The sequence below is a fragment of the Amycolatopsis sp. NPDC051903 genome (genome assembly GCF_044452505.1).
Lineage (GTDB): Bacteria > Actinomycetota > Actinomycetes > Mycobacteriales > Pseudonocardiaceae > Amycolatopsis.
On sequence record NZ_JBITBT010000009.1, the window covers coordinates 81,311 to 103,466 of the forward strand.

Genomic DNA, 22,156 nt, shown 5'->3' on the forward strand with positions numbered 1-22,156 from the left:
ATGGCCGTCGACGCCTCCGGGGTCGTCAGCTCGGTCCTGTCGTCCTACCGGCAGGTCCTGGTGGAGTACCAGCGCCGGGTCACGGGTGACCCGGCGGCGCTGACGTCCGCCGCACAGCGGTGTAGCACGCAGGCGTCGGCGGTCACCGGCAAGGCGACCGAAATCGCCCAGGCGGCCCAGGAACTCCACGCCGGCTGGGACGGCGCCGCCTACGTGGCGTACGCCGAAGCCGCGCGGAAGGTCGCGGACGAGCTGACCGGCCACGCCACGAAGCTCGGCGACCTGGCGCGGCGCCTCACGTCGGCAGCGCAACTGCTGCAGTGGGCCCGCACAGCGCTCGATTCGCTGCTCGCGCAGTACGACCAGTACGGTGCCCAGCTCACGAGCCAGGCCCGGGCGGCCGACCCCAACGCCGTCGGCGCCTTCATCTCAGCCGCGCGGCAGCTCGGCGAACAGGCCGTCGCCATGGCCAAGCAGGTCGCCGACGAGCTGTCCGAGGCCCTGGAACAGCTTTTCCCGCCGGAAGGTGTGGGCCGGCTCGAACACGAGCTCGGCAAGTGGGGCGGCGGCGCGCTGCACTGGCTCAACGGGGAACCGCTCGACGGCCGCAAGCGTCCGCGCACGGTGCCGTCGTGGTTCGGCAACTCCGGCTGGCAGAAGCTGACCTGGAACGGCCTGCAGGGCACGCGGGCGCCGAAGAAGACCGACACCCCGTTCGGTCAGCCCGAGCCGGAATCGGTGAAGGACAAGGCTTTCCGCAACACCGAGATCACCTACGCCAAGTGGCAGCACGAGCAGGACGGCTTCTCCCCGGAATACGACGCGAAGATCACCTCCGAAGGCTGGGACGCCAAGGCCTCCGGTCACGCCGAGCTCGCCGCGCTGCACGAGGACGTCGACCGGAAGCTGGAGTACGGCGTCGCCGGGGCCGAGGCGAAGGGCACGGTCTTCGCCGGTGGTGAGGTCAGCGGTTCCGCGCAGCTGGGCGAGCACGGGCTGGGCCTGCACGGCAACGCGTTCGTCGGCGGCAAAGTCGAAGGGGAGGTCTCGGCCGACGTCGCCGGCGTGGGGGTCGGCGCGAACGGTTCGCTGCAGTACGGCCTCGGCGCGCAGCTCGACGGCCAGGCGGTGTACGACGCGGGACACCTCAAAGTCACCTTCAAGGCCGGCGTCGCGCTCGGGCTCGGCGCGGGCGTGGGGGCGAAGATCGACGTCGACCTGCCGAAGCTGGGCCACACCATCAGCGAGTACGGCGGCGCGGCCGCCGACGCCGTCAGCAGCGCCGCGGGCCAGGCCGCCGACTACGTCGGGCAGACGTGGGCCGACGCCGTGCACTCCGTGGGGTCCTGGTGAGCGCCGGGGAAACCGTCTCGCTCCCGCTGGGTTTCGCTGTCCCGGACGGGTGGACACCGGTCGATCCCGCGGGAGCGGGCGCACCGGGTGTCGCGTTCGTCGCCGTGCACCGCGAACCCGGGTTCACGCCCAACATCACGCTCGGGGTGCGGCAGCGCCCCGACCCCGCGACGCTGCCCGAGATCGCGGACGAGGCCGCGGAACGGCTCGGCCGCACGATGGCGCTGCTCGACGTCGTCAGCCGCCACGAAGTCGGCAACGCGGCGGCGCCCGGGCTCACGCAGGTGCTGCGGATGCGCACGGGCGAGGGCGCCGATCTGGTGCAGACGCAGGTGTTCCTCACCGTGCCGGGCCCGGACGGCCCGGTCGACCGCGTGGTGCTGGAGCTCGTCTTCACGGCCGAACCCGAGGCGGCGCAGCGCCTCGTCCCCGATTTCCGGCGGTTCGCCGCCAGCGTGCACGTGCGCCGGAACCACCCCGCAGGAGAAGGAGAACCGCAGTGACCGACCCGTACGCCGTGCCGGACATGGACGAGCTGCTGGCGCAGGTCCGCCGCCAGACCGAGGAGGTGCAGCGCATCCAGCGCTCGGTCGAGGCCATGGAGGTCAAGGCGGCCTCGCGGCAGAACGAGGTGACGGTGTCGTTGCGCGGCGACGGCCGGTTCACCTCGATCGACATCGACCCACGCGCGATCCGCGAGTACGACGCGCGGAACCTGTCGGAGATCGTGCTCGAGGCCGTGAACGCCGGGCTGCGGAAGCTGGCCGAGGCGAGCAGCGCGAAGTTCGCCCCGGTGATCGAGGCGTCCAGGTCCGGGCGGTGAGCGCGCCGGCCGGGCTCGCCGGCTCGACCCGGCGCGTGACGATCGTGACGCCGCGCGCCCGGGTGGACGTCGCGCTGCCGCAGCAGAGCACGTTCGCCGAGCTGGTGCCGCAGCTCGTGCGGCTCGCCGGCGCGTCGGGCCAGGCGGCGGCCGAGCATCCGGGCTGGGTCCTGTCGCGGCTCGGCGGGGCGCCGCTCGCGCTCGGGCTCACCGTCGCGGCCGCGCAGGTGCGCGACGGCGAGGTGCTGCACTTGACCCCGCGCGAGCGGCCGCGTGGTCCGTTGCTGTTCGACGACGTCGTGGACTCGATCGCGAGCGTCGGGGACGCCGCTTCGACGGCGTGGGGCCCGCGAATCGCGCGGCGGGCGGGGATCGGCGCCGCCGTGGTGCTGCTGGCGGCGGGTGGCCTGCTCGTCCAGGCGTCGACCGCGGGCAGTGTGCTCGCGCCCGTCGCGACCGGGCTGCTGGCCGTCGTGCTGCTGCTCGCCGGTGGGGCGCTGAGCCGGGCGTACGGGGATTCGGGCACCGGCGCGGCGGGGGCGCTGGCGGGGGTGTTCGTCGCGCTGCTGGCCGGGATGTCGATCCTGCCGCCGCACGCGGTGTTCTCGGCCTCGGCCGGTCCGCTCGCCGCGGGGCTGGCGGCGGTGACGGTGTACGGCGTGCTGGCCGCGGTGTCGGTCGCGGACCGGCTGCCGTATTTCGTCGCCGTGACGGGTGCGGCCGGGCTCGGCGCGATCACCACGGGCGTGGTGTTGCTGAGCGGGGTGAAGCCCGTGGCCGCGGCCGCCGTGGCGGCCGTGCTGGCGACGGCTCTGGCTGCTGTGGCACCGATGCTGGCGCTGCGCCTGGCGCGGCTGCCGCTGCCCCGCGTGCCGGACGACATGGAATCCTTCCGCGCCGACGAACAGCCCTCGCTCGGCGAAGACGTCCTCGGGCGGACCACGTACGCGCAGGCGTTGCTGACCGGACTGCTCGTGGCGCTCGGGCTCGTGGTGCTGGCGTCGGCTGTCGCGCTCGCCGCTTCGGGCGGGCCGTGGGAGGCCGGGCTGGTGGCGCTCGTGGGCCTCGCGTGGGTGCAGCGCTCGCGCTCGTACGCGGGCCGCGCGCAGCGGCTCGTGCTCGTCGGCTTCGGCGTGGCGACCCTGCTCACGGCGGGCGCGTGGCTGCTCGCCGAGGACAACCGCGTGGTGCTGCTGGCCGCCGGGGGCGCGTCGCTCGTCGCCGCGGTCGTTTCGCTGAGCTACGCGACGCGCGTGGCGCGCGGGGTGCGGTCGCCGTACTGGTCGCGGCTGCTGGACGTCTCGGAGTTCCTGGTGCTGCTCGCGCTCGTCCCGTTCGTGGCGATGATCGCGGGCGTGTACGAAGCGGTGCGCGGTTAGCCGAGCCGGCCCGTCACGAAGTGGGTGCGGCCCGGGACCAGCCCGCCGGGCCGCGGGTGGAGGCGGCCGTGGTTCGCGTCCGGCGCGCCTGGCGCGGTGATCCGCTCCGGCTCCCAGCCACCGGCGCGCAGCAGCTCGCCGGGCTCGTCCGACCCGAACGGCGGCGGGTGGGCGTGGTCGGCGCACCACCGGCGATACGGCTGCAGCGCGGGCGAGTCCAGCCCGGCGGTGCCGGTGACGTCGGCGCCGAAGCGGTTCGCCGGTCCGGACAACCGCGCCGCCGTCGTCAGCAGCGTGCCGATCTGCTCCCCGGCCAGGGAGAAGAACAGGCCTTCGGCGAGCCAGAGCGTCGGTGCGCCCGGCGTGAACCCGGTGTCGCGCAAGGGCGTGGCCCAGTCGGTGGCGAGGTCGGCGACGACCGGGTGGCGGCGGCACCGCGGCGCGGCCGAGGCGAGGACGGGTTCCTAGGCGGCGAAGACTTCCGCACGGTCCACTTCGTACCAGTCGGTGCCGGCCGGGAGGTCGAGCCGGTGCGGGCGCGTGTCCAGACCGGCGCCGAGCAGCACGACCTGGCGCACGCCGCCGGCCGTCGCGGTCGTGGCCAGGTCGTCGAACCAGCGCACGCGCACCGGGATGACGGGATTCTCGCCGCCGCTCGCCCGCTCCGACGCCGTCATCATCGACACCCCGCGTTCGCCGGCCAGCTCACGGGCGAAGGGGTCGGCGAAGAGCCGGTCGGCGCGCTCGGACTCGCGAGCTCGCACGGCGGCGATCCAGAACGCGCTGTCGGCCGTCACGCCCACCACGTGGCTATGGCGACGGTGGTGAACCCCAGGGAGTCGTACAGCGGTCTGCCCGGTTTCGAGGCGGTGAGCGTGACCAGTTCACCGTCTACTTCGGACAGCAAGGCGTGCATCAGGGCCCGGCCGATCCCGCGCGAGCGGAACGCCGGCAGCGTCGTCACCCAGTACACCCCCACGGCCCCGCCACCGCGCACGACGAGGCACGCGCCGGCCGGTTCGCCGTCGCGCAGGAGCAGCCGCGCGGAGACGTCGTCGCGCTCCAGCAGACCGGGCGGGAACACCTCGCCGCGGACGTAGGGCTGGTGGCGCCCGAGCGGGAACCCGTGCACGACCACGTTTTCCACCGCCGCGAGCAGCACCGGCGTGTCGGCTCGCACAACGCCGCCGGCAGTGAAGCCGGGCCCCCTGCGCGTCATCACGGGCAACTGCCGCGCCCTCAACCCGAGCGGCTCGAGGTCGACGCACCCGTACGCGTCCTCCACCACCACGGTCGCGGCGTTTTTCGCCAACTCGGTCAGCTCGGCGACGTCTTCCGCGCTCGGCGCGCCGGTCCGCAGCACGATCCGCATTCCGCTGCGCTCGCTGCCGTGCACGCACACGAATCCCGGCCGCGTGGTGACCTCGTGCCCCCGGCTCTCCGCGAGGGCACTCCAAAACGCGGCGGCATTGGCAACGGCGAGGTCGAGGGTCATGCCGTCGACCCTAAGCCGCCGGGAACGCCTCCAGAAGGGCCGATTCACGTCGCTGCCGGAGGGCCAATCGGGCTGGTGGCTTGTGGCCGGCGTTCGCAGCGCCGGGCTCCGGACCGCTCGCCGGAGGTGCGGCAGCGCTCGCCCGACGCCGCCACCGGCAAGGATCAGGTCAGCGCCAGTGGCAACGTCCGCCGCACCGCCGCTTCGTGGCCGCCGTGCAGTGGGACGGCCGAAACTCCTTGCGGCGCGGGCGGTTCGGTGCCCGGGCGGGCGCCGACGCGGACGGTGACGTCGATGCGCTCCCGGCCGCCGGGGGTGCGGCGCAGGGTGGCCGACGTGGCGGTGAACGAGGCGTCCGGTACGGACAACAGCAGCGTGCGGGCCAGGCCGCGCGTCGACCGGGGCCGGTAGCAGGCCTGGGTGACGCCGCCCCACGACCAGCCGCGCCAGCCGTCGCCGTCGGGCTCGGCGGGCGCGGGGGCCGAAGCCGGCACGCCCAAGGCCACGCGCAGTTCCGTCGTCAGTTCACCGGCTTCGAGGACCGTCGACGCGTAGCCCGCCTCGGCGAGCGCGACCATCAAGCTCAGCGCGGCGCTCGCGGTGCTGCGCAACGCACCCAGCTCGCCGCCGCCCCGAGCGAGGGCGGCGATCGGCGCGTCTTCGGGGCGGTAGCGGACCGCGAGCCAGCGCACCCGGTACACCTGCGAGCCGCGGGGCACGGCCCACGTGAGCAGCTGCACGGCGGCGAGCGGGATGTCCGTGCCGCGGAAGGCCGTGCGCAGGATGTCGAGCAGCGCCTCGGCGGGCGGTTGGCTCGCACCGGGGGTGAGCCGGACGATGGCGCTCCAGTCGCCGTCGAGTTCGGCGACGCCGAAGCGGTTGCCCGCGCGGTCCACGTGCTGGCGCACCCGCACGGGCCCGGCGACGCGGTGCAGCGGGTCGGGACTGTCGCGGCGGCTGTCGTGGCGCCGCAACCGGAAGGCGAGCCACGCGCCCGCCCACGCGGCGAAGTGCCGTCCGCCCAAGCGCACCGAAGTGGTCAGCACCAGCAGGCCCGCGACGACCGCGACGGCGATCCGCACCGGCTGCGAAACCCCGCCGACGCCGAACACCAGCAGCACCGCGATCGCCGCGAGCTCCCACAGCGCGGCCTGCGCCGCGCGGATCGGCAGCAACCAGGCCAGCGCTGCCGTGCCCGAAGGCGCCGGTGCGGCCACGACCGCCGGAGCGGGCGGTGCTGACACGGACACGGGCGTCCCCTTCCCCGGGCGGCCACCCCTGGGCCCGGTACCGGCGACGCTAGCGCTCCACACACCGGCGCGTGGGCGTAAAAATTACCCTCGCCGTCCCGGAGCGCGCGCTCTTAACATCCCGCGCGGAACAGGCACGAGCCGCAGGGAGCCGGAACACGTGTGGACGCAGCGGGACCAGATCCAGGCGTACCAGTTCCTCCGCCGCAGGCTCGTGTCCGCGCTCGTCGCCGCCGACGCCAACCACCCCGTTTCGCCCAGCCGAAGGCTCGTGCTCGGCACGGTGCTCGGCTTGGCCGCCGCGCTGCTGGTGACCGCCGTGTTCGGGGTGATCGGCCTGCTGAACCCCTCGGGTGGCAAGGATTGGCTCGCCGGCGGGCACGTGATCGTCGAGGAGGGCACGGGCGCGCGGTTCGTGCTCGGCGCCGACGGCGCGGTGCACCCGGTGCTCAACTACGCGTCGGCGCGGCTGCTCGCGGGCGGCAACGGCGACGCGACGGTCTCCGTCTCGTCCGAAGACCTGGGCAAGGCTCCGCGTGGCACGGAAATCGGCATCTCCGGCGCCCCCGATTCGCTGCCCGCCGCCGGCGCGCTCGTGGCGGCGCCGTGGACGAGCTGCAGCCGTACGACGCAGGACGCGCCCGCGTCGGCCGAACCGCTCGTGGCCGTGCTGCTCGGCGCGCCCGCCGCGGGGACGCGGCTGCCGCGCGGCTCGGGCGTGATCGTCCGGCTGCCCAGCGGGGAGCGCTACCTCCTCACCGACGGCCGCCGCTACCGGCTCGGCGACGAGGCCGCGGCCGCGCTGCAGTTCGACAGCTACCCGACGATCGCCGTGTCGTCGCGCTGGATCGACACGGTGCCCGCCGGTCGCGATCTCGGCGAGATCCCGGTGCCCGGTGCGGGCGGGCCCGGGCCGCGCGTCGGCCCGGCGGACACGCGCGTCGGCGAGGTGCTGGCCGTGGTCGACGCGATGGCGAGCCCCGGCGACGCCACGTCCTACTACCTCGTGCACCCCGACGGCCTCGAGCCCGTGGGCCAGACCGAGGCGAGCCTGCTCGTCACCACGCCCGCCAACGACGCCGCGTACGACGGCAACCCCGCGCCGGTGCGCGTACGCGCGGCCGACGTCGCTTCGGTGCGCAAGGTGACGCCGTCGCGTTCCGGCGGCGCCGATCCCGCCGCGTACCCGGACCGCATCCCGGGCAAGGCGCCGGTCACCGGCTCGTCGGTGACGCTGTGCGCGCAGGGCGGCGAAGTGCTCGTCTCCGCCGCGGTGCCGGTGCCGCCGGGCGGGCGCGCGCTACCGGTCACCAGCCACCGCGACGCGCGCGTGGCCGACGAGGTGTACGTGCCGCCTTCGGGCGGTGCTCTGGTGTCCGACAGCGGTTCCGGTACGACCTACCTGGTCACGGACGCGGGGCGAAAATATCCGGTCGCGACCGCCCCGGCGCTCGCTTCGCTCGGTTACGGTTCCGTGGCCGGGCAAGCGCTTCCGAGCGGTCTTCTGGCACTGGTGCCGACGGGTCCGGCGCTCGATCCGGCCACGGCCGGGCAGCCGGCACCGTCGGGTGGAACGGGGTGAGCGAGTCGGTGCACATGACAGAGGAACGGCCCAGCGCGGGGGAGACGGAGTCCGCGCGGATCCGGGTGGCGGTGATCGAGGACCACCCGCTGTACCGCCGGTCGGTGGAGCGCGTGCTCGCCGAGGCGGCGGACGTCGAACTGGGCGCGGTGGTGGATTCCGTGGCCCGCTTCCACGTCGAACGGCAGGCGCCGGGTTCGGTGGTGCTGCTCGACCTGGGGCTGCCGGGCGTCGCGGGCGCGGCCGCGGTGCTGGAGGTCTGCGAGCTCGGTCACCACGTGCTCGTGGTCTCCGCGCAGGCCGAATCGGAGCAGGTGCTGGCCGCGATCTCGGCCGGGGCCAAGGGTTTCCTGTCCAAGGACGTCGACGTCGACGAGCTGCTGATCGCGATCCGCGCCGTCGCCGAGGGTGGTTCGTACGTGTCGGCGGTGGTCGCCGGGATGATCATCAAGGACAACACCGAGCGGCCGGTCGCGCGGCCGGAGATGGAGCTCTCGCCGCGCGAGGAGCAGGTGCTGCGCCTGGTCGCGGCCGGCGAGCGGGACATCGACATCGCCCGCATCCTCGACATCGGCGTCCGCACGGTGCGCGGTTACCTCGACCGCATCCGCGACAAAACGGGCGAACGCCGCCGCCCGGGGCTGGTCAAGGAGGCCATCCGCCGGGGCCTCGTGGGCGGGTCCTGACATGACCACGGCCGGGGGCCCGATCCACGTCGGGGTGATCGAAGACCACCCGCTCTACCGCGACGCCGTCGCCCGCGTGCTCACCGAAGCCCCCGACATCGAACTCGGCGCCGTCGCCGACTCCGTCGCCCGCTTCGCCGTGCAGGACCAGCCCCCGGGCAGCGTCGTCGTCCTCGACCTCAAGCTCCGCGGCGTCCAGGACGCGGCCGCCGTCCTGGAGGTGGGCCACCTGGGCCACAAGGTCCTCGTGGTCTCCGCCCACGCCGAACAACCGGAAGTCCTCGGCGCCATGCAAGCGGGCGCCAAGGGCTTCCTCTCCAAGGACGTCGACGGCGACGAGCTGCTACGCGCCATCCGCACCATCGCCCAGGACAACGCCTACGTCTCACCCACCCTGGCCGGCATGATCATCCAGGACACCGACGACCGCCACGCGGGCCCCAAGATCATCCTGTCGGAACGCGAAAAGCAGGTCCTGCGCCTCGTCGCCGCCGGCGAACGCGACGTGGACGTCGCCGAAATCCTCAACATCAGCGTCCGCACCGTCCGCTCCTACCTGGACCGCATCCGCGACAAAACCGGCGAACGCCGCCGCGCGGGCTTCGTCCGGGTCGCCATCCGCGAGGGCCTGCTCCGCTGACGAAGTCGCCGCCCACCCCGATCAGGCGGCGTTGATCAACGCGAGGTCCCTGGGGACGAGCGAGTTCGACCGCAGCAGCTCTTCGAGCAGGTTGTGGTTCAGCTGCGCCCCGACGGGCTCTCCGACCTCTTCTCCGGTGAGCCCGGCGATTCCGGACCGGGACAGCCTCGTCCGGACCTGCGCGACCCGGTGTTCGACGCGCTTCGCCGTCCAGCCGGCCGCCGGTTGCAGTTCGGCCAGGACCTCGGTCACCTCGCGCCACGACAGCGGCCGGGCCGCGGGGTGCTGCTCCAGGTACTGCCGCCCGAGCGCGGTCAGCACGAGACGTTCTTCGTCGCTCAGAGGCCAGGTCAACGGCGGCCGGGTGACTTCGTCCCGGGCCAGCGGGTGCTCGCGCTCGCGGCCCGCGATGTGGATCTCGAGCAGGTGCTGCCGCTCGCCGGTGCGGATCAGCACCTGGGTGTAACCGTCCGCCAGCGGGAACGGCCCGTCACCGGGGTTGAGCGGGTGGTGTGAGATCCGGATCGGCAGTCGCCCGGTGTTCCGGAGCTGCCACCGGCCGTCTTCGTACGTCAACGTCCCTTGGCGCCGGCTGACGCGCGGATCGTCTTCGCCGAGCACGAGGTGGACCGCGGCGTGCCCGCGGCCGAACACGATCTGCCGCCCCTCGCCAGGACCGCTGGAGAGGCCACCGCTCTGGCCGAGGACGAAGATCGTCCCAGGTGCGGAGGCGGGCACGCCGTGGGCGAGGGTCGAGTGCGACGCCGGGAGCGCGACACCACCCACCGCCGCTCGCGTCGGCGCCGTGCCGGCATCGGCCGCCGGGTCGTCCCGGTCCTTCTCGAGTTCTTCCAACGCCCGGCGCGCGCCCGTGACGTGGTGGCGATCCGCCGTCTGCAGCCAGTAGGCGGCCCGGTCGAGGTTGCCGCGCGCCCGCAGGTCGAGCCCGAGTGCGTACGCCTCGTGGCCGAGTTCGGCCGCGTCCGCCTGCAGCGACAGCCCCGCGACGTCATGCGGGGCCAGGCGGTCCAGGTGCGCCATGACCGCGTCGAAACCCTCGTCGAGGTCGGGTTCGGTCGCTTCGGACCCAGCAGCCGGCTCGTCGTGTCGGTTCATCCGCGGTCCTCCCGCCGGTATGCCTCGAGAACGGTCATCGTGCGCAGCGCCTCCAGCCCTCTCGTGCGGAGCGACTTCACCGTGGTGGCGGCGATGCCCATGAGCGTCGCGGTCTGGTCGATCTTGAGGTCGTCGACGTAGTGCAGGTGCAGTGCCTCGCGCTGCCGGGCCGGGAGAACCGCCAGCGCGCGCTCGAGATCCATCCTGACCGTGGTGTTCACCGCGACCTCGGGGCTCGACCGCAGTGATTCCGCCAGCAGCGTCAGGCTTTCGTCGCGCACGGCGTTCTCCCGTAGCCGGCCGCGGCGCCGCCGGTAATCGGCGATCTTGATGCGCGCGATCGGGAACAGCACGTTGGCCGCGTGCTCGTCCGTCACCGCGGCTCGGGAGTATTTGGCGAAGAACACCAGCCAGACCTCCTGGCACACGTCCTCCGCGTCGACCGGCGCCACCCGGCGGCCCACGAACTTGAGCACCACCCCGTGGTGCTGGTGGTAGAAGCGGCGCAACCGCTTCTGCAGATCTTCCGGATGATCGTCTTCGGCGTCACCGCTTCCCCCAGGTGTCACCGCTCCCGAAGACCCCCGTTGCGACGGTCGAGCCGAACCGCCGTCGCCTGAGCGGGCGCCACGTCGACGAACCACCCGTTCTCACGCGTCCACTGCCCCGCTCGCACCGCCGCCCCGGCCACGGAGGACTCGACCGCCGCGGTCATCGCCCGTCGCTGGTGCCGGGCGAGGGCGACCCGGCCCCAGACGCGCACACCGATCGTTGCCAGGCCGAGCAGCCCCGAGACCACTGCCGCCACCGCCCCGGGACTCACCGCCTCGAGCACAGCGACCACCACCTTTTGCCGTAGGAGAACCGTCGTACCCACTAGATCGTTCGAGACGGGAAAAACGGATGCGCTCGATCGGGTAATCGGTGATTCCTCAACGCGGTCCGGACGACCGGCGGTTCCGGGTGCCGCTGACCCCGGGGGACGGCCGGGTGCTCACAACCGCCGGTTGGCCAACGCCCCCGTCGCCACTCGAGCCTTCCCCGAAACCGCCGGATCCACCTCCACCACAACCATCTCCGGCGCCGCCCCCAGCTCCACCAGCACGTGCCCGAACCCATCAGCCACCACCGAATGCCCGATCCCCGTCGGCGCCTTCGGATTCACCTGCACACCGGTAGCCGCCGGATCAGCCTGCCCGCACCCCACAACCCAGCACCCGGAATCCAACGCCCGCGCCCGCACCAGCACCCGCCACTGGTCCAGCTTCCCCTCACCAGCCCCCCACGACGTCGGCATCAGCACCACGTCCGCCCCGTCATCCGCCAGCCGCCGGAACAGCTCCGGGAACCGCACGTCGTAACACGTCGCCACCCCGAACACGGTCCCCTCGACTTCGAAGGTCACCGGACGGTCCCCCGGCGCCACCGTGTCCGACTCCGCGAACCCGAACGCGTCGTACAGGTGGATCTTGTCGTACCCCGTCGACACCCCGAGGCCGGTGATCAGCAACGTGTTCCGCACCCGGCCGTCGTCGGCCGGTGTGAACATGCCCGCCACCACCAGCACCCCGTGCTCGTCCGCGATCGCCGACACCGCCGAGGCCCACGGGCCGTCCAGGGGCTGCGCGACCGGCGCGAGCGGCCGCCCGAACCGCGCCATCGTCGCCTCGGGGAAGACCACGATGCGGGCCCCGTCCGCGGCCGCGGCTTCGACGCCGGCGCGAACGAGTTTCAGGTTCTCCTCCGCATCGTCGCCCGAGTTGAGCTGGCACAACGCGATCCGCGGCACGGCGTCCTCCCTCATCGTGGGACAGCAGGTCATCACCGAGTATCCCTGCCGGGGCGTGCGGAGCCACCTCGTACCCTGGTGACCATGCTGAACCGCACCGACCTGCGTGGGCAGGTCCCGACCGTCGCCGAACTGCGAGCCGCGCTGCCGCGCGCCGAATACGACGTGGACGCGGCCCTGCATCACGTTCGGCCGGTGGTCGAGGCGGTTCGCGACCGCGGGGTGGCCGCGGTGCTCGAGTACACCGAGCAGTTCGACAAGGTCCGCCCGCAGTCCGTGCGCGTGCCCGCGGCGGAGCTGACGAAGGCCCTCGACGCCCTCGACCCGCAGGTCCGCGCCGCGCTCGAGGAGTCGATCGCGCGCGCCCGCAAGGTGCACGCCGACCAGCGCCGCCAGGACGTGACCACGCAGGTGGTCCCCGGTGGCACGGTCACGGAGCGCTGGGTGCCGGTGGACCGCGTCGGGCTGTACGCGCCGGGCGGGCTGGCGGTGTACCCGTCGACTGTGGTCATGAACGTGGTGCCGGCGCAGCTCGCGGGCGTCCGCTCGCTGGTGGTCTGCTCGCCGCCGCAGGTGGCGTTCGGCGGCCTGCCGCACCCGACGATCCTCGCGGCCGCCGCGCTGCTGGGTGTCGACGAGGTGTGGGCCGTCGGCGGGGCGCAGGCCGTGGCGCTGCTCGCGTACGGCGGCACGGACACCGATGGCGCCGAGCTCACGCCCGTGGACATCGTCACCGGGCCGGGCAACATCTACCTCACCGCCGCGAAGCGCCTGGTCCGCGGCGTGATCGGCATCGACTCCGAGGCCGGGCCCACGGAGATCGCGATCCTCGCCGACGAGACGGCCGACCCGGTCCACGTGGCGGCCGACCTCATCAGCCAGGCCGAACACGACCCGCTCGCGGCCAGCGTGCTCGTGACCACGTCCGAGGAGCTCGCCGACGCCGTCGAGAAGGAGCTCACCGGGCGCGTCGCCGCGACGAAGCACTCGGAGCGCGTGACGCAGGCGCTGAGCGGAACGCAGTCGGGCGTCATCCTGGTGTCCACTGTGGACGATGGACTCCGGGTCGTGGACGCCTACGCCGCCGAGCACCTCGAGATCCAGACGGCCAACGCCCGGGAGGTCGCAGCGCGCGTGCGCAACGCCGGGGCGGTGTTCGTCGGGGCGTACGCGCCGGTCTCGCTCGGCGACTACTGCGCCGGCTCCAACCACGTGCTGCCCACCGGCGGCTTCGCCCGGCACTCGTCGGGCCTGTCGGTGCAAAGCTTCCTCAAGGGCGTGCACGTCGTCGACTACAGCCAGGACGCGCTGCGCGAGGTCGCCGGCCGCGTCGTCGCGCTGGCCGACGCCGAGGACCTGCCCGCCCACGGCGAAGCCGTGACCGCCCGATTCGCGGGGGAGACCCGATGACCGACCAGGCCGTGCCGGGCGCCGAGGTGACGCTCGACGCCCTGCCGCTGCGCGAGGATCTGCGCGGCAAGAGCCCCTACGGCGCGCCGCAGCTCGACGTGCCCGTGCGGCTCAACACCAACGAGAACCCGTACCCGCCGCCGCCCGAGCTCGTGGCTGACGTGGCGGAAGCCGTGCGCACCGAAGCCGCTTCGCTGCACCGCTACCCGGACCGCGACGCCGTCGCGCTGCGCACGGACCTCGCCGACTACCTCACGGTGTCGACGCGGGTCGTGCTGTCCGAGGCGAACGTGTGGGCGGCCAACGGGTCCAACGAGATCCTGCAGCAGATCCTGCAGGCGTTCGGCGGGCCGGGGCGCAGCGCGCTCGGCTTCGAGCCGTCGTACTCGATGCACCCGATCATCTCCTCCGGCACGCGCACGGACTGGGTGCCGGTGCCGCGCCGGCCCGACTTCACGCTCGACACCGCGCGCGCCGCCGAGCTGGTGGCCGAGCGGCGCCCCGATGTCGTGTTCGTGACCAGCCCGAACAACCCGACCGGCGGATCGATCCCGTTCGACCAGCTGCGCGGGATCCTCGACGCCGCGCCGGGCATCGTCGTGGTGGACGAGGCGTACGCGGAGTTCTCGTCGCAGCCCAGCGCGGTCGGGCTGATCGAGGAGTACCCGGCGAAGCTGATCGTGTCGCGCACGATGAGCAAGGCGTTCGCCTTCGCGGGCGGCCGGCTCGGGTACCTCGCGGCCGCCCCGGCGATCGTCGACGCGCTGCAGCTCGTGCGGCTGCCGTACCACCTGTCCAAGCTCACCCAGGCCGCCGCGCGCGCCGCGCTGCGCCACGCCGACGCGACGCTCGGCACCGTGCAGAAGCTCGCCGCCGAACGCGACCGCGTCGTGGAAGCCCTGCTGGGGCTGGGTTTCACGCCCGTGCCGAGCGACGCGAACTTCGTCCTCTTCGGACGGTTCGCCGACGCGAAGGCCACCTGGCAGTCCTATCTGGACAACGGCGTCCTGATCCGCGACGTCGGCATCGAAGGCCACCTGCGCGTGACCATCGGCACCCCGGAAGAGAACGACGCCTTCCTCGAGGCCAGTAAGGAAGTACCGCGATGACTCGCATCGGCAAGGTGGAGCGCACGACCAAGGAGTCGTCGATCCTGGTCCAGCTGGACCTCGACGGCACGGGCCAGGTCGACATCTCCACGGGCGTCCCGTTCTACGACCACATGCTCACGGCGTTCGGCGTGCACGGCTCGCTGGACCTCAAGGTCGAAGCCACGGGCGACATCCACATCGACGCCCACCACACCGTCGAGGACACCGCCATCGTCCTGGGCCAGGCGCTGCGCCAGGCCCTCGGCGACAAGAGCGGCATCCGCCGCTTCGGCGACGCCTGGATCCCCATGGACGAGACGCTCGCCCACGCCGCCATCGACGTTTCGGGCCGTCCGTACTGCGTCCACGTCGGCGAGCCTGAGCAGTTCAACACCTTCACGATCGGCAGCAACTACCCGTTCGTCCTGACGCGCCACGTGTTCGACTCCCTGTCGTTCCACGCGCAGATCGCGCTGCACGTCCGCGTGATCCACGGCCGTGACCCCCACCACATCGCCGAGGCGGAATACAAGGCCGTCGCGCGCGCCCTCCGCGCCGCGACCGAGCCCGACCCGCGGGCGGGCGGCATCCCGTCGACGAAGGGCGTGCTCTAGCCGCCGGGCTCGTGCCGGGGGAGGTGTTGTTGCTCCTCCGGCACAGTGTCGGGTTTCTGGCTTCGTGGCCGGTTCGGCGGTAGCGGTCGGCCTCTCGCTGCCGTGTGCCGCGCTGTGTTGCACCGGCGTCGGCTGCGTTCGTTCCGGTGCATCGCGTGCTTCGTGGCGCTGCGCCAAGCTGTGTCGCGCTGGCATCGCCCGGCGCTGGGAAGACGCCCCACCTGCGGTCGCTGGAAGAGAGCCGTCCCCCGCGCCGCGACCGAGCCCGACCCGCGCGCCTCCGGTATCCCGTCGACGAAGGGCGTGCTCTAGACGCCGAACACCGCGCGCGGCGTGGCGTACGCGACGGGGCCCGGGAAGTGGGTCGCGGCTTGGGTGACGGCGTCGCGCGGGGTGACGGTGTGGCTCATGTGCGTGAGGACGAGCCGGGCGGCGCCCGCGGCGGCGCGGCCGGCCTCGGCGGGCGTGAGGTGCACTGTGGACGGTTCCGAGCCGTCGGCTTCGCACAGGAACAGGTCCGCGCCGTCGGCCAGGCGGGTCAGCGCCGGGCAGGGGCCGGTGTCGCCCGAGTAGGCCAGGGTGCGGCGGCCGTCGGTGATGCGGAGGCCGAACGCGGGGAAGCCGTGGTCCACGGCCACCGACGTGAGGCGCAGGTCGCCGACACGGGCGCGGTGGCCGTCGTGCAGTTCGTGCACCGCGAAGGCCTGCTCGATGGGCGCGCGGCCGGTGTTCGACAGGAACGCCGAGATCCGCGCGGCCGTGCCCGGTGGACCGTACAGCGGGATGGGCGGGCGCGGCCGCAGGTCGGCGAACAGCAGGGCGTACACGGCGGGTAGCAGGTCGGCCACGTGATCGGCGTGCAGGTGCGAGACCCACACGGCGTCGAGCTCGTCGGGGCTCGTGTGCTCCTGCAGGGCGGCGAGGGTGCCGGGACCGGCGTCGACCCAGATCTTGCTGGTGCCGTGTCTGACCAGGTAGCCGGAGCACGGGTTGCCCGGGCGGGGGTACGGGGTGGCGTTGCCCAGTACCGTCAGGGTGAAGGCCATGTGGCACGCTAACCCTCGTGAGCAAAGAGGTGATCGCCGTCCTGCTGCTGGCCCTCGGCGGCTTCCTGGCCGGCGGCGTGTACTCGACGTGGAAGACCGCCAAGTTCATCGCCGTCGTCCTCGGTCTCGCGGCGGTGCTGGCGATCGGCGGCGCCGTCGTCTGGCTCGTCAGCTGAACCGGACGACGGCACCTTCCCTCACACCCGGGCCGGTTCGCGTTCGTCCAGGGCCTTCTTGAGCCCTTCGCCCTCGACGTCCACGTTCGGCAGCACCTTGTGCAGCTTGCGCGGCAGCCACCACGCGCCGCGCCCGAGCAGTGACATCACCGCCGGCACGATCGTCATCCGGATCACGAACGCGTCGACCAGCACGCCGAAGGCCAGCGCGAACCCGATCGACTGGATCAGCGTCGACTCCGCCAGCACGAAGCCCGCGAACACGCTGATCATGATCAGCGCCGCCGCCGTCACCACCCGCGAACCGTGCCGGAAGCCGGTGACCATGGCCTCCTGCGGATCGGCGCCGTGCACGTGCTCTTCGCGCATCCGCGTCACCAGGAACACCTGGTAGTCCATCGCGAGTCCGAAGAGGACACCGATGAGCAGGATCGGCAGCATGCTCATGATCGGTCCGGTCGACTCGACGCCGAGCAGCTCGGTGAGCCAGCCCCACTGGAAGACCGCGACCACGGCGCCGAACGTCGCGACCACCGAGCCGAGGAACCCGAGCGTCGCCTTGAGCGGCACCACGATCGAGCGGAACACCAGCATCAGCAGGATGAACGCGAGCCCGACGATCAGCGCGAGGTAGGGCAGCATCGCGTCGGACAGCTTCTCGGACACGTCGATGTTCGCGGCCGTCTGACCGGTGACGGCGAGGCTCGCCCCGGTCGTCTCGTGCAACGGCCCGGACTGCGCGCGGATCGCCGACACGAGGTGCTCGGTCTGCTCGCTGCTCGGGCCGCTCTTCGGGATCACGGTCAGCAGCGCGGTGTCGCCCGCGGCGTTGACGCGCGGCGGCGTGACGGCCGCGACGTCCGGCAGCGTGCTGATCCCCGCGACAGCCTGCTTGAGGCCCTCGGGATCGTGGTTCGCGCCGGTGTCGACCACCACGAGCAGCGGGCCGTTGGCGCCGGCCCCGAAGCTCCGGCTCACGAGGTCGTAGGCCTTGCGCTGCGTCGAATCCGGCGCCGCCGTGCTGTCGTTGGGCAGGCCGAGCTGCATGCTCAGCGCCGGGAGCGCGACGACGATCAGCCCGGCCAGCGCGGTCAGCAGCACGGGCCCGCGGTGGCGGGCCACGAACCGCGCCCAGCGCTCGCCGTGCGACTGCTCGACGGGCTTGCGGCGCAAGCGGATGCGGTTGCTGAGCACTCGCGTCCCGGCGAAGCCGAGCACGGCCGGCAGCAGCGTGAGGGCGATGAGCACGGCGATCGCGACGGTCGCGGCCGCGGCGAGGCCCATCTGGCCGAGGAACGGGATGCCGACGACGGTGAGCCCGGCCAGCGCGATGATCACGGTGAGACCGGCGAACACCACGGCGGACCCGGCCGTGCCCGCCGCGCGCCCGGCGGCTTCCTCCGGCTCCCGGCCCAGGCTGAGTTCATGCCGGTAGCGGGAGACGATGAACAACGCGTAGTCGATGCCGACGGCGAGCCCGATCATCAGCGCGAGCACCGGGGTGTTGGAGTTCAATTCGAGCCCGGCCGACGCGAAGTAGATGCCCGCCATGCCGATGCCGACGCCGACGAGCGCGGTCAGCAGCGGGATGCCCGCGGCCAGCAGGGAGCCGAACGTGATGATCAGCACGACGGCCGCCACGGCCACGCCGAGGCCCTCGGTCGCGCCGGTTTCGGGGATCGCCTGCACCGCGTCGCCGCCGAACTCGACCTCGAACCCGCTCTGTTCGGCGGCGGCACCGCTGTCCAGCAGCGCCTGGCGGTCGCTGTCCGTGAGCTCGAAACCCTTGACCTGGTAGCTCACCTGGGCCAGCGCGACGCGGCCGTCGGGTGAGATGGACTTCGCCTGGAACGGGTCGGCGACGTTCGCGACCTTCGGTGCGGTCTTGAGCTTCGCGACCGTCGCCTCGACGGCGGCCTTGCCCGCGGCGTCGGTCACGGTGTGGCCCGGCGGCGCCGCGAGCACGACGCGCGCGGTCGCCCCACCGGCCGCGGCCTGCGGGAACTTCTCCTGGAGCCGGTCGATCGCCTGCTGCGACTCGGTGCCGGGGATCGTCACCGAGTCCGACAGCTGGCCGGACAGCGTGAGCGCCCCGAGGCCGAGCGCCAGCAGCACGGCCGCCCACACGGCCGAGACGAGGGCGCGCCGCCGGAACGACAACCGGCCGAGCCGGTACAGGAATGTCGCCACGAGTGTTTCTCCGTTTCGCCCGGGTAGGGCCTTCCGCACACGAACCAGTGGGGCCGAAGCTAGCCGATCGGCAAGGAGGGTGCCAAGCCGATCGGCAAGTATGTGACTAGCCGCACGGCTAGGGTTTCACTTGTCGATCGGCTAGTAACTCCGTTTGCCGATCGGCAGGTTGTCGCGTACGCTTCCCCCGCTTGACGAGGAGGAACGATGACTACCGCCGTCCCGGCCGAGGACACTCGGACGCGGCTGCTCGGCACCGCGCTGAAGCTGTTCGCCGAACACGGCGTGGAGGGCACGTCGCTGCAGATGATCGCCGACGCGCTCGGGGTCACCAAGGCGGCCGTGTACTACCACTTCAAGACGAAAGCGGAGATCACGGAGGCCGTCGCCGCGCCCGCGATCCGGGAGCTCGACGCTCTCGTGTCCGAAGCCGCCACCCAGCGCCGCCGCGGTGCCCAGGTCGACCACCTGCTCGACGGGTTCGTCGACCTCGTGGTGCGCCACCGCGTGCTCGTCGCGCTGTTCTCCAGCGACCCTGGCATCAACCGCGCCATCGAGAACTCGACGCGCGGCATGGAGGGCTTCAAGAACGCCCTCATCGACATCCTCGCCGGCCCCCACCCCGACATCTCGTCGCGCGTGTCGGCGCTGGTGACCCTCACGGGCCTCGCCATGACGGGCGGCTCGCCGGACATCGCGCACCTCGACGACGAAAGCCTGCGCCGGGAGCTCGTGGACGTCGGCCGCCGGCTCCTCGGCCGCCCGCGGCGGCACTGGGACTGAAGCGCTCGTCAGTCGTCGAGCGCCAGGAACCGCGGCGGGACCTCGGCCGTCAGCCAGACGCCGTTGTCGCTGCGCTGGAATTCGTGACCGGTCAGGGCCAGTTCGCCCGCGGCGACCCGCAGCACCACCGGACGGCCGTGCCGCGCGCCGACCTTGCGGGCGGTTTCGCGGTCGGCCGACAGGTGCACGGCGTGGCGGCGCACGGGGCGCAGGCCCTCGGTGAAGATCACCGGCACGGTCGTGGCCGCCGTGCCGTGGTAGAGCACCGCGGGCGGGGTGCGCACGGCCAGCCCCAGTTCGACCTCGACGCTGTGGCCCTGGTTGGCCCGGATCCGCGTGCCGGTTTCGTCGAACCCGAAGCGCTGCTTGGTGTTGCGCTCCACCACTTCGTCGAGCTCCGCGCGCGTGACGCCGAACCCGTGCTCGCGCAGCGCCGCCAGCAGCACGCCGACGGACACCCAGCCCGCGGGGTCGAGGACGAGCCCCAGCGAACCCGGGTCGTGGCGGAGGTGGCGGGACAGGCGCTTGGAGATGCGCGTCAGGTGGTTCTCGTTCATGTCGCGGACCAGAGACCACAACCCGGGACGGCCGGGCAACTCAGATCCCGCCCTCCGAGACCGGTCGCAGTTTGCTCGCACCCGGTCCGAAGCGGGCCAGTTCGTCATCCGCGTTGTAGAGGCTGCAGCTGCGCAGCGACAGGCACCCGCACCCGACGCAGCCCGTGAGGCGGTCGCGCAGGCGCTGCAGGGCGTCGATGCGGGCGTCGAGTTCGTGCTGCCACTCGCGCGACAGGCGGGCCCAGTCGGCCTTCGTCGGGGCGTGGTCTGCGGGCAGCGTGGCCAGCGCGTTGCTGATGTCCTCCAGCGAGAGGCCCACGCGCTGCGCCGCGCGGATGAACGCGATCCGCCGCAGCACCGAGCGCGGGTACCGGCGCTGGTTGCCCGCCGAGCGCTCCGAGGAGATGAGGCCCTTGTCCTCGTAGAAGCGCAGCGCCGTGTGCGGAACGCCGCTGCGTTCGGCGACCTGCCCGATGCTCAAGTGTTCCGCCAACCTCGTCATTGGTCCAGGTTAGCGCTTGACCTAGACATTGGTCGAGGTTGCACTGTGGTCGCATGACCACCACCGCAACGGGTTACGCTGATCTGCCCCGGCTGATCTCGCTGATGACGGGCGACGACAAACACCAGGCCGCCGCCGAGTCCACAGTGGACGTCATCTGGGTGCTCTACGACCGCGTGCTCGCCATCTCGTCCGAGACCTTCTGCGACCCGGCCCGCGACCGTTTCCTGCTGTCCAAGGGCCACGGCCCGATGGCCTACTACGCCGTCCTGGCGGCCAAGGGATTCCTCGGTGAAGCCGAACTCGCCGACTGGTCGTCCGCGCGCTCGCGCCTCGGCCACCACCCCGACCGCAAACGCGCGCCCGGCGTCGAGATCTCCAGCGGTTCACTCGGCCACGGCCTGCCCATCGCCATCGGTACCGCGCTCGGCGTGCGCGCCCGCGGGTACGCCGGGCGCGTCGTCACGCTCGTCGGCGACGCCGAACTCGACGAGGGCTCCAACTCCGAAGCCATCGTCGTCGGCGCGCGGCTCGGCCTGGCGAACCTGACCACCGTGGTCGTCGACAACCAGTCCTCGACGCATGGCTGGCCCGGTGGCGTCGCCCGGCGTTTCGAGGTCGAAGGCTGGGCCACGCGCACCGTCTCCGGGCGCGACCACGAGGCGCTCTACGAAGCGTTCACCACCGCACACCCGGGGCGCCCGCTCGCCGTGGTCGCCGTCGTCGAACCGAAGGGCTGACGAACATGCTGTCGATGCGCGAAACGTTCCTCGCCACCGCCGAGGAGATCGTGGACGCCGATCCGGACGTCGCGGTCGTGCTGGCCGACATCTCCGCCGCCCAGCTCGCCGCCGCGGCGCGGCGCCACCCGGACCGGGTCGTCAACGTCGGCATCCGCGAGCAGCTGCTCGTGAGCACCGGCGCGGGCCTCGCCCTGGCCGGGCTGCGCCCGATCGTGCACACGTTCTCGGCGTTCCTCGTGGAGCGCGCGTTCGAGCAGATCAAGCTCGACCTGGGCCACCAGGACGCCGGCGCGGTGCTCGTGTCCTACGGCGCGTCCTACGACATGCCCGCCGAGGGCCGCACGCACCAGTCCCCGGGCGACGTCGCGCTCATCGACTCCCTGCCCTGCTGGCAGGTCCACGTGCCCGGCCACCCGGCCGAAGCCCGGCGCCTGCTCCTCGACTCGGTGCCCGGCGACAGCCGCGTGTACCTGCGGCTCTCGGCCGACGAGAACTCCGAACCGCACCTCGGCGTCGGGTTCCAGCGCCTCCGCACCGGCACGCGCGGAGTCGTGCTCGCCGTCGGGCCGGTGCTCGACCGCGTGCTCGCGGCGGCCGGACCGCTCGACGTCACGGTGCTGTACGCGTCGACCATCCGCCCGTTCGACACCGCGGGCCTGCGCGCCGCAGTGGGGGACGTCGCCGACGTCGTGCTCGTCGAGCCGTACCTCAAGGGCACCTCGGCGCACCACGTGAGCGACGCGCTGATCGACGTCCCGCACCGCCTGCTGTCCCTGGGCACGCTGCGCGACACCGAGGTGCGCACCTACGGCACGCGCGCCGACCACGACCTGGCCCACGGGCTCGACGCGGGTTCGATCGCGTTGTCCCTCAAGGACTTCTTCCGGGGGTGAGCGGCGGCCCGCCGGCGCTGGGGGTGCCGGCGGGCCGG

Annotated in this window: 24 protein-coding genes and 1 pseudogene; 14 read left to right on the forward strand and 11 right to left on the reverse strand. The window is 72.9% G+C overall.

The features are described from left to right. The 4 genes from ACIA77_RS21435 to eccD are packed head-to-tail and all read left to right on the forward strand — an operon-like array spanning window position 1 to window position 3,555. The gene (locus tag ACIA77_RS21435; protein ID WP_395887673.1) at window positions 1-1,353 is read left to right on the forward strand and encodes a WXG100 family type VII secretion target; all 1,353 of its coding nucleotides are present in this window, start codon (window positions 1-3) and stop codon (window positions 1,351-1,353) included. After that, window positions 1,350-1,856 carry a hypothetical protein gene (locus ACIA77_RS21440; RefSeq protein ID WP_395887674.1) on the forward strand — a complete coding sequence of 169 codons (507 nt, stop codon included), beginning with the start codon at window positions 1,350-1,352 and terminating at the stop codon, window positions 1,854-1,856. The genes ACIA77_RS21435 and ACIA77_RS21440 overlap by 4 nt, the downstream gene beginning before the upstream one ends. After that, window positions 1,853-2,176 (forward strand): YbaB/EbfC family nucleoid-associated protein, encoded by a 324-nt coding sequence (locus tag ACIA77_RS21445; RefSeq protein WP_395887675.1) that lies wholly within the window; start codon window positions 1,853-1,855, stop codon window positions 2,174-2,176. The genes ACIA77_RS21440 and ACIA77_RS21445 overlap by 4 nt, the downstream gene beginning before the upstream one ends. Beyond that, complete coding sequence (gene eccD, locus ACIA77_RS21450) at window positions 2,173-3,555, forward strand: type VII secretion integral membrane protein EccD (protein WP_395887676.1); 1,383 nt, start codon at window positions 2,173-2,175, stop codon at window positions 3,553-3,555. Before ACIA77_RS21445 ends, eccD begins: the two co-directional genes overlap by 4 nt. Here the strand turns inward: eccD and ACIA77_RS21455 are convergent. The 3 genes and pseudogenes from ACIA77_RS21455 to ACIA77_RS21465 form a co-directional block, all read right to left on the reverse strand. Continuing rightward, a pseudogene (locus ACIA77_RS21455) lies at window positions 3,552-4,361 on the reverse strand (class I SAM-dependent methyltransferase). The gene eccD and the pseudogene ACIA77_RS21455 sit on opposite strands and share 4 nt — an antisense overlap. Then, a complete protein-coding gene (locus tag ACIA77_RS21460) occupies window positions 4,349-5,050 on the reverse strand; it encodes a GNAT family N-acetyltransferase (protein ID WP_395887677.1) in 702 nt (233 codons plus the stop codon). Before ACIA77_RS21460 ends, ACIA77_RS21455 begins: the two are co-directional and overlap by 13 nt. Before the next feature lie 164 nt (window positions 5,051-5,214). Beyond that, window positions 5,215-6,300: a type VII secretion protein EccE gene (locus tag ACIA77_RS21465; RefSeq protein WP_395887678.1), complete on the reverse strand. Its 1,086-nt coding sequence runs from the start codon at window positions 6,298-6,300 to the stop codon at window positions 5,215-5,217. A gap of 160 nt (window positions 6,301-6,460) precedes the next feature. On the opposite strand from ACIA77_RS21465, the gene eccB reads away from it, so the two are divergent. Genes eccB through ACIA77_RS21480 form a run of 3 tightly spaced genes read left to right on the forward strand, consistent with a single transcriptional unit; the run spans window position 6,461 to window position 9,208 of the window. Beyond that, window positions 6,461-7,882: a type VII secretion protein EccB gene (gene eccB / locus ACIA77_RS21470; RefSeq protein WP_395887679.1), complete on the forward strand. Its 1,422-nt coding sequence runs from the start codon at window positions 6,461-6,463 to the stop codon at window positions 7,880-7,882. Window positions 7,883-7,896: 14 nt separating this feature from the next. After that, complete coding sequence (locus tag ACIA77_RS21475) at window positions 7,897-8,568, forward strand: response regulator (protein WP_395887680.1); 672 nt, start codon at window positions 7,897-7,899, stop codon at window positions 8,566-8,568. A 1-nt stretch (window position 8,569) separates the two neighbouring features. Beyond that, the gene (locus tag ACIA77_RS21480) at window positions 8,570-9,208 is read left to right on the forward strand and encodes a response regulator (protein ID WP_395887681.1); all 639 of its coding nucleotides are present in this window, start codon (window positions 8,570-8,572) and stop codon (window positions 9,206-9,208) included. A gap of 21 nt (window positions 9,209-9,229) precedes the next feature. Here the strand turns inward: ACIA77_RS21480 and ACIA77_RS21485 are convergent, their stop codons facing one another. From ACIA77_RS21485 to ACIA77_RS21500, 4 genes are all read right to left on the reverse strand, one after another. Beyond that, window positions 9,230-10,324: a hypothetical protein gene (locus ACIA77_RS21485; protein ID WP_395887682.1), complete on the reverse strand. Its 1,095-nt coding sequence runs from the start codon at window positions 10,322-10,324 to the stop codon at window positions 9,230-9,232. After that, window positions 10,321-10,893, reverse strand: a complete 573-nt coding sequence (locus tag ACIA77_RS21490; RefSeq protein WP_395887683.1) for an RNA polymerase sigma factor — start codon at window positions 10,891-10,893, stop codon at window positions 10,321-10,323. Before ACIA77_RS21490 ends, ACIA77_RS21485 begins: the two co-directional genes overlap by 4 nt. Further along, the gene (locus tag ACIA77_RS21495; protein ID WP_395887684.1) at window positions 10,890-11,159 is read right to left on the reverse strand and encodes a hypothetical protein; all 270 of its coding nucleotides are present in this window, start codon (window positions 11,157-11,159) and stop codon (window positions 10,890-10,892) included. The genes ACIA77_RS21490 and ACIA77_RS21495 overlap by 4 nt, the downstream gene beginning before the upstream one ends. A 159-nt stretch (window positions 11,160-11,318) precedes the next feature. Further along, entirely contained in the window at window positions 11,319-12,113 is a 795-nt protein-coding gene (locus tag ACIA77_RS21500) for a carbon-nitrogen hydrolase family protein (RefSeq protein WP_395887831.1), read from the reverse strand. 84 nt (window positions 12,114-12,197) lie between these two features. Between ACIA77_RS21500 and hisD the strand changes: the two genes are divergently transcribed. Genes hisD through hisB form a run of 3 tightly spaced genes read left to right on the forward strand, consistent with a single transcriptional unit; the run spans window position 12,198 to window position 15,228 of the window. Further along, complete coding sequence (gene hisD / locus ACIA77_RS21505) at window positions 12,198-13,523, forward strand: histidinol dehydrogenase (protein WP_395887685.1); 1,326 nt, start codon at window positions 12,198-12,200, stop codon at window positions 13,521-13,523. Then, window positions 13,520-14,632, forward strand: coding sequence for a histidinol-phosphate transaminase (locus ACIA77_RS21510; protein WP_395887686.1), 1,113 nt, complete (start codon window positions 13,520-13,522; stop codon window positions 14,630-14,632). Before hisD ends, ACIA77_RS21510 begins: the two co-directional genes overlap by 4 nt. Beyond that, window positions 14,629-15,228 (forward strand): imidazoleglycerol-phosphate dehydratase HisB, encoded by a 600-nt coding sequence (gene hisB / locus ACIA77_RS21515; protein WP_395887687.1) that lies wholly within the window; start codon window positions 14,629-14,631, stop codon window positions 15,226-15,228. Before ACIA77_RS21510 ends, hisB begins: the two co-directional genes overlap by 4 nt. A 308-nt stretch (window positions 15,229-15,536) precedes the next feature. On the opposite strand, the gene ACIA77_RS21520 is transcribed toward hisB, so the two are convergent. Continuing rightward, a complete protein-coding gene (locus ACIA77_RS21520) occupies window positions 15,537-16,274 on the reverse strand; it encodes an MBL fold metallo-hydrolase (RefSeq protein WP_395887688.1) in 738 nt (245 codons plus the stop codon). Between the two features lie 17 nt (window positions 16,275-16,291). Here ACIA77_RS21520 and ACIA77_RS21525 point away from each other — a divergent pair, with 17 nt between their 5' ends. Further along, window positions 16,292-16,450, forward strand: a complete 159-nt coding sequence (locus ACIA77_RS21525; RefSeq protein WP_395887689.1) for a hypothetical protein — start codon at window positions 16,292-16,294, stop codon at window positions 16,448-16,450. 21 nt (window positions 16,451-16,471) lie between these two features. Here ACIA77_RS21525 and ACIA77_RS21530 read toward each other — a convergent pair whose 3' ends face one another. Further along, entirely contained in the window at window positions 16,472-18,640 is a 2,169-nt protein-coding gene (locus ACIA77_RS21530) for an MMPL family transporter (RefSeq protein ID WP_395887690.1), read from the reverse strand. 207 nt (window positions 18,641-18,847) lie between these two features. Here ACIA77_RS21530 and ACIA77_RS21535 point away from each other — a divergent pair, with 207 nt between their 5' ends. Next, the gene (locus ACIA77_RS21535; protein ID WP_395887691.1) at window positions 18,848-19,423 is read left to right on the forward strand and encodes a TetR/AcrR family transcriptional regulator; all 576 of its coding nucleotides are present in this window, start codon (window positions 18,848-18,850) and stop codon (window positions 19,421-19,423) included. A gap of 8 nt (window positions 19,424-19,431) precedes the next feature. Here the strand turns inward: ACIA77_RS21535 and ACIA77_RS21540 are convergent, their stop codons facing one another. Both ACIA77_RS21540 and soxR read right to left on the reverse strand, forming a co-directional pair. Then, entirely contained in the window at window positions 19,432-19,980 is a 549-nt protein-coding gene (locus ACIA77_RS21540) for an RNA 2'-phosphotransferase (protein WP_395887692.1), read from the reverse strand. Between the two features lie 40 nt (window positions 19,981-20,020). After that, complete coding sequence (gene soxR, locus ACIA77_RS21545; RefSeq protein ID WP_395887693.1) at window positions 20,021-20,482, reverse strand: redox-sensitive transcriptional activator SoxR; 462 nt, start codon at window positions 20,480-20,482, stop codon at window positions 20,021-20,023. Between the two features lie 53 nt (window positions 20,483-20,535). Here soxR and ACIA77_RS21550 point away from each other — a divergent pair, with 53 nt between their 5' ends. Continuing rightward, window positions 20,536-21,222, forward strand: coding sequence for a thiamine pyrophosphate-dependent enzyme (locus ACIA77_RS21550; RefSeq protein ID WP_395887694.1), 687 nt, complete (start codon window positions 20,536-20,538; stop codon window positions 21,220-21,222). Between the two features lie 5 nt (window positions 21,223-21,227). Continuing rightward, window positions 21,228-22,118, forward strand: coding sequence for a transketolase family protein (locus ACIA77_RS21555; RefSeq protein WP_395887695.1), 891 nt, complete (start codon window positions 21,228-21,230; stop codon window positions 22,116-22,118). Window positions 22,119-22,156: the final 38 nt, after the last annotated feature.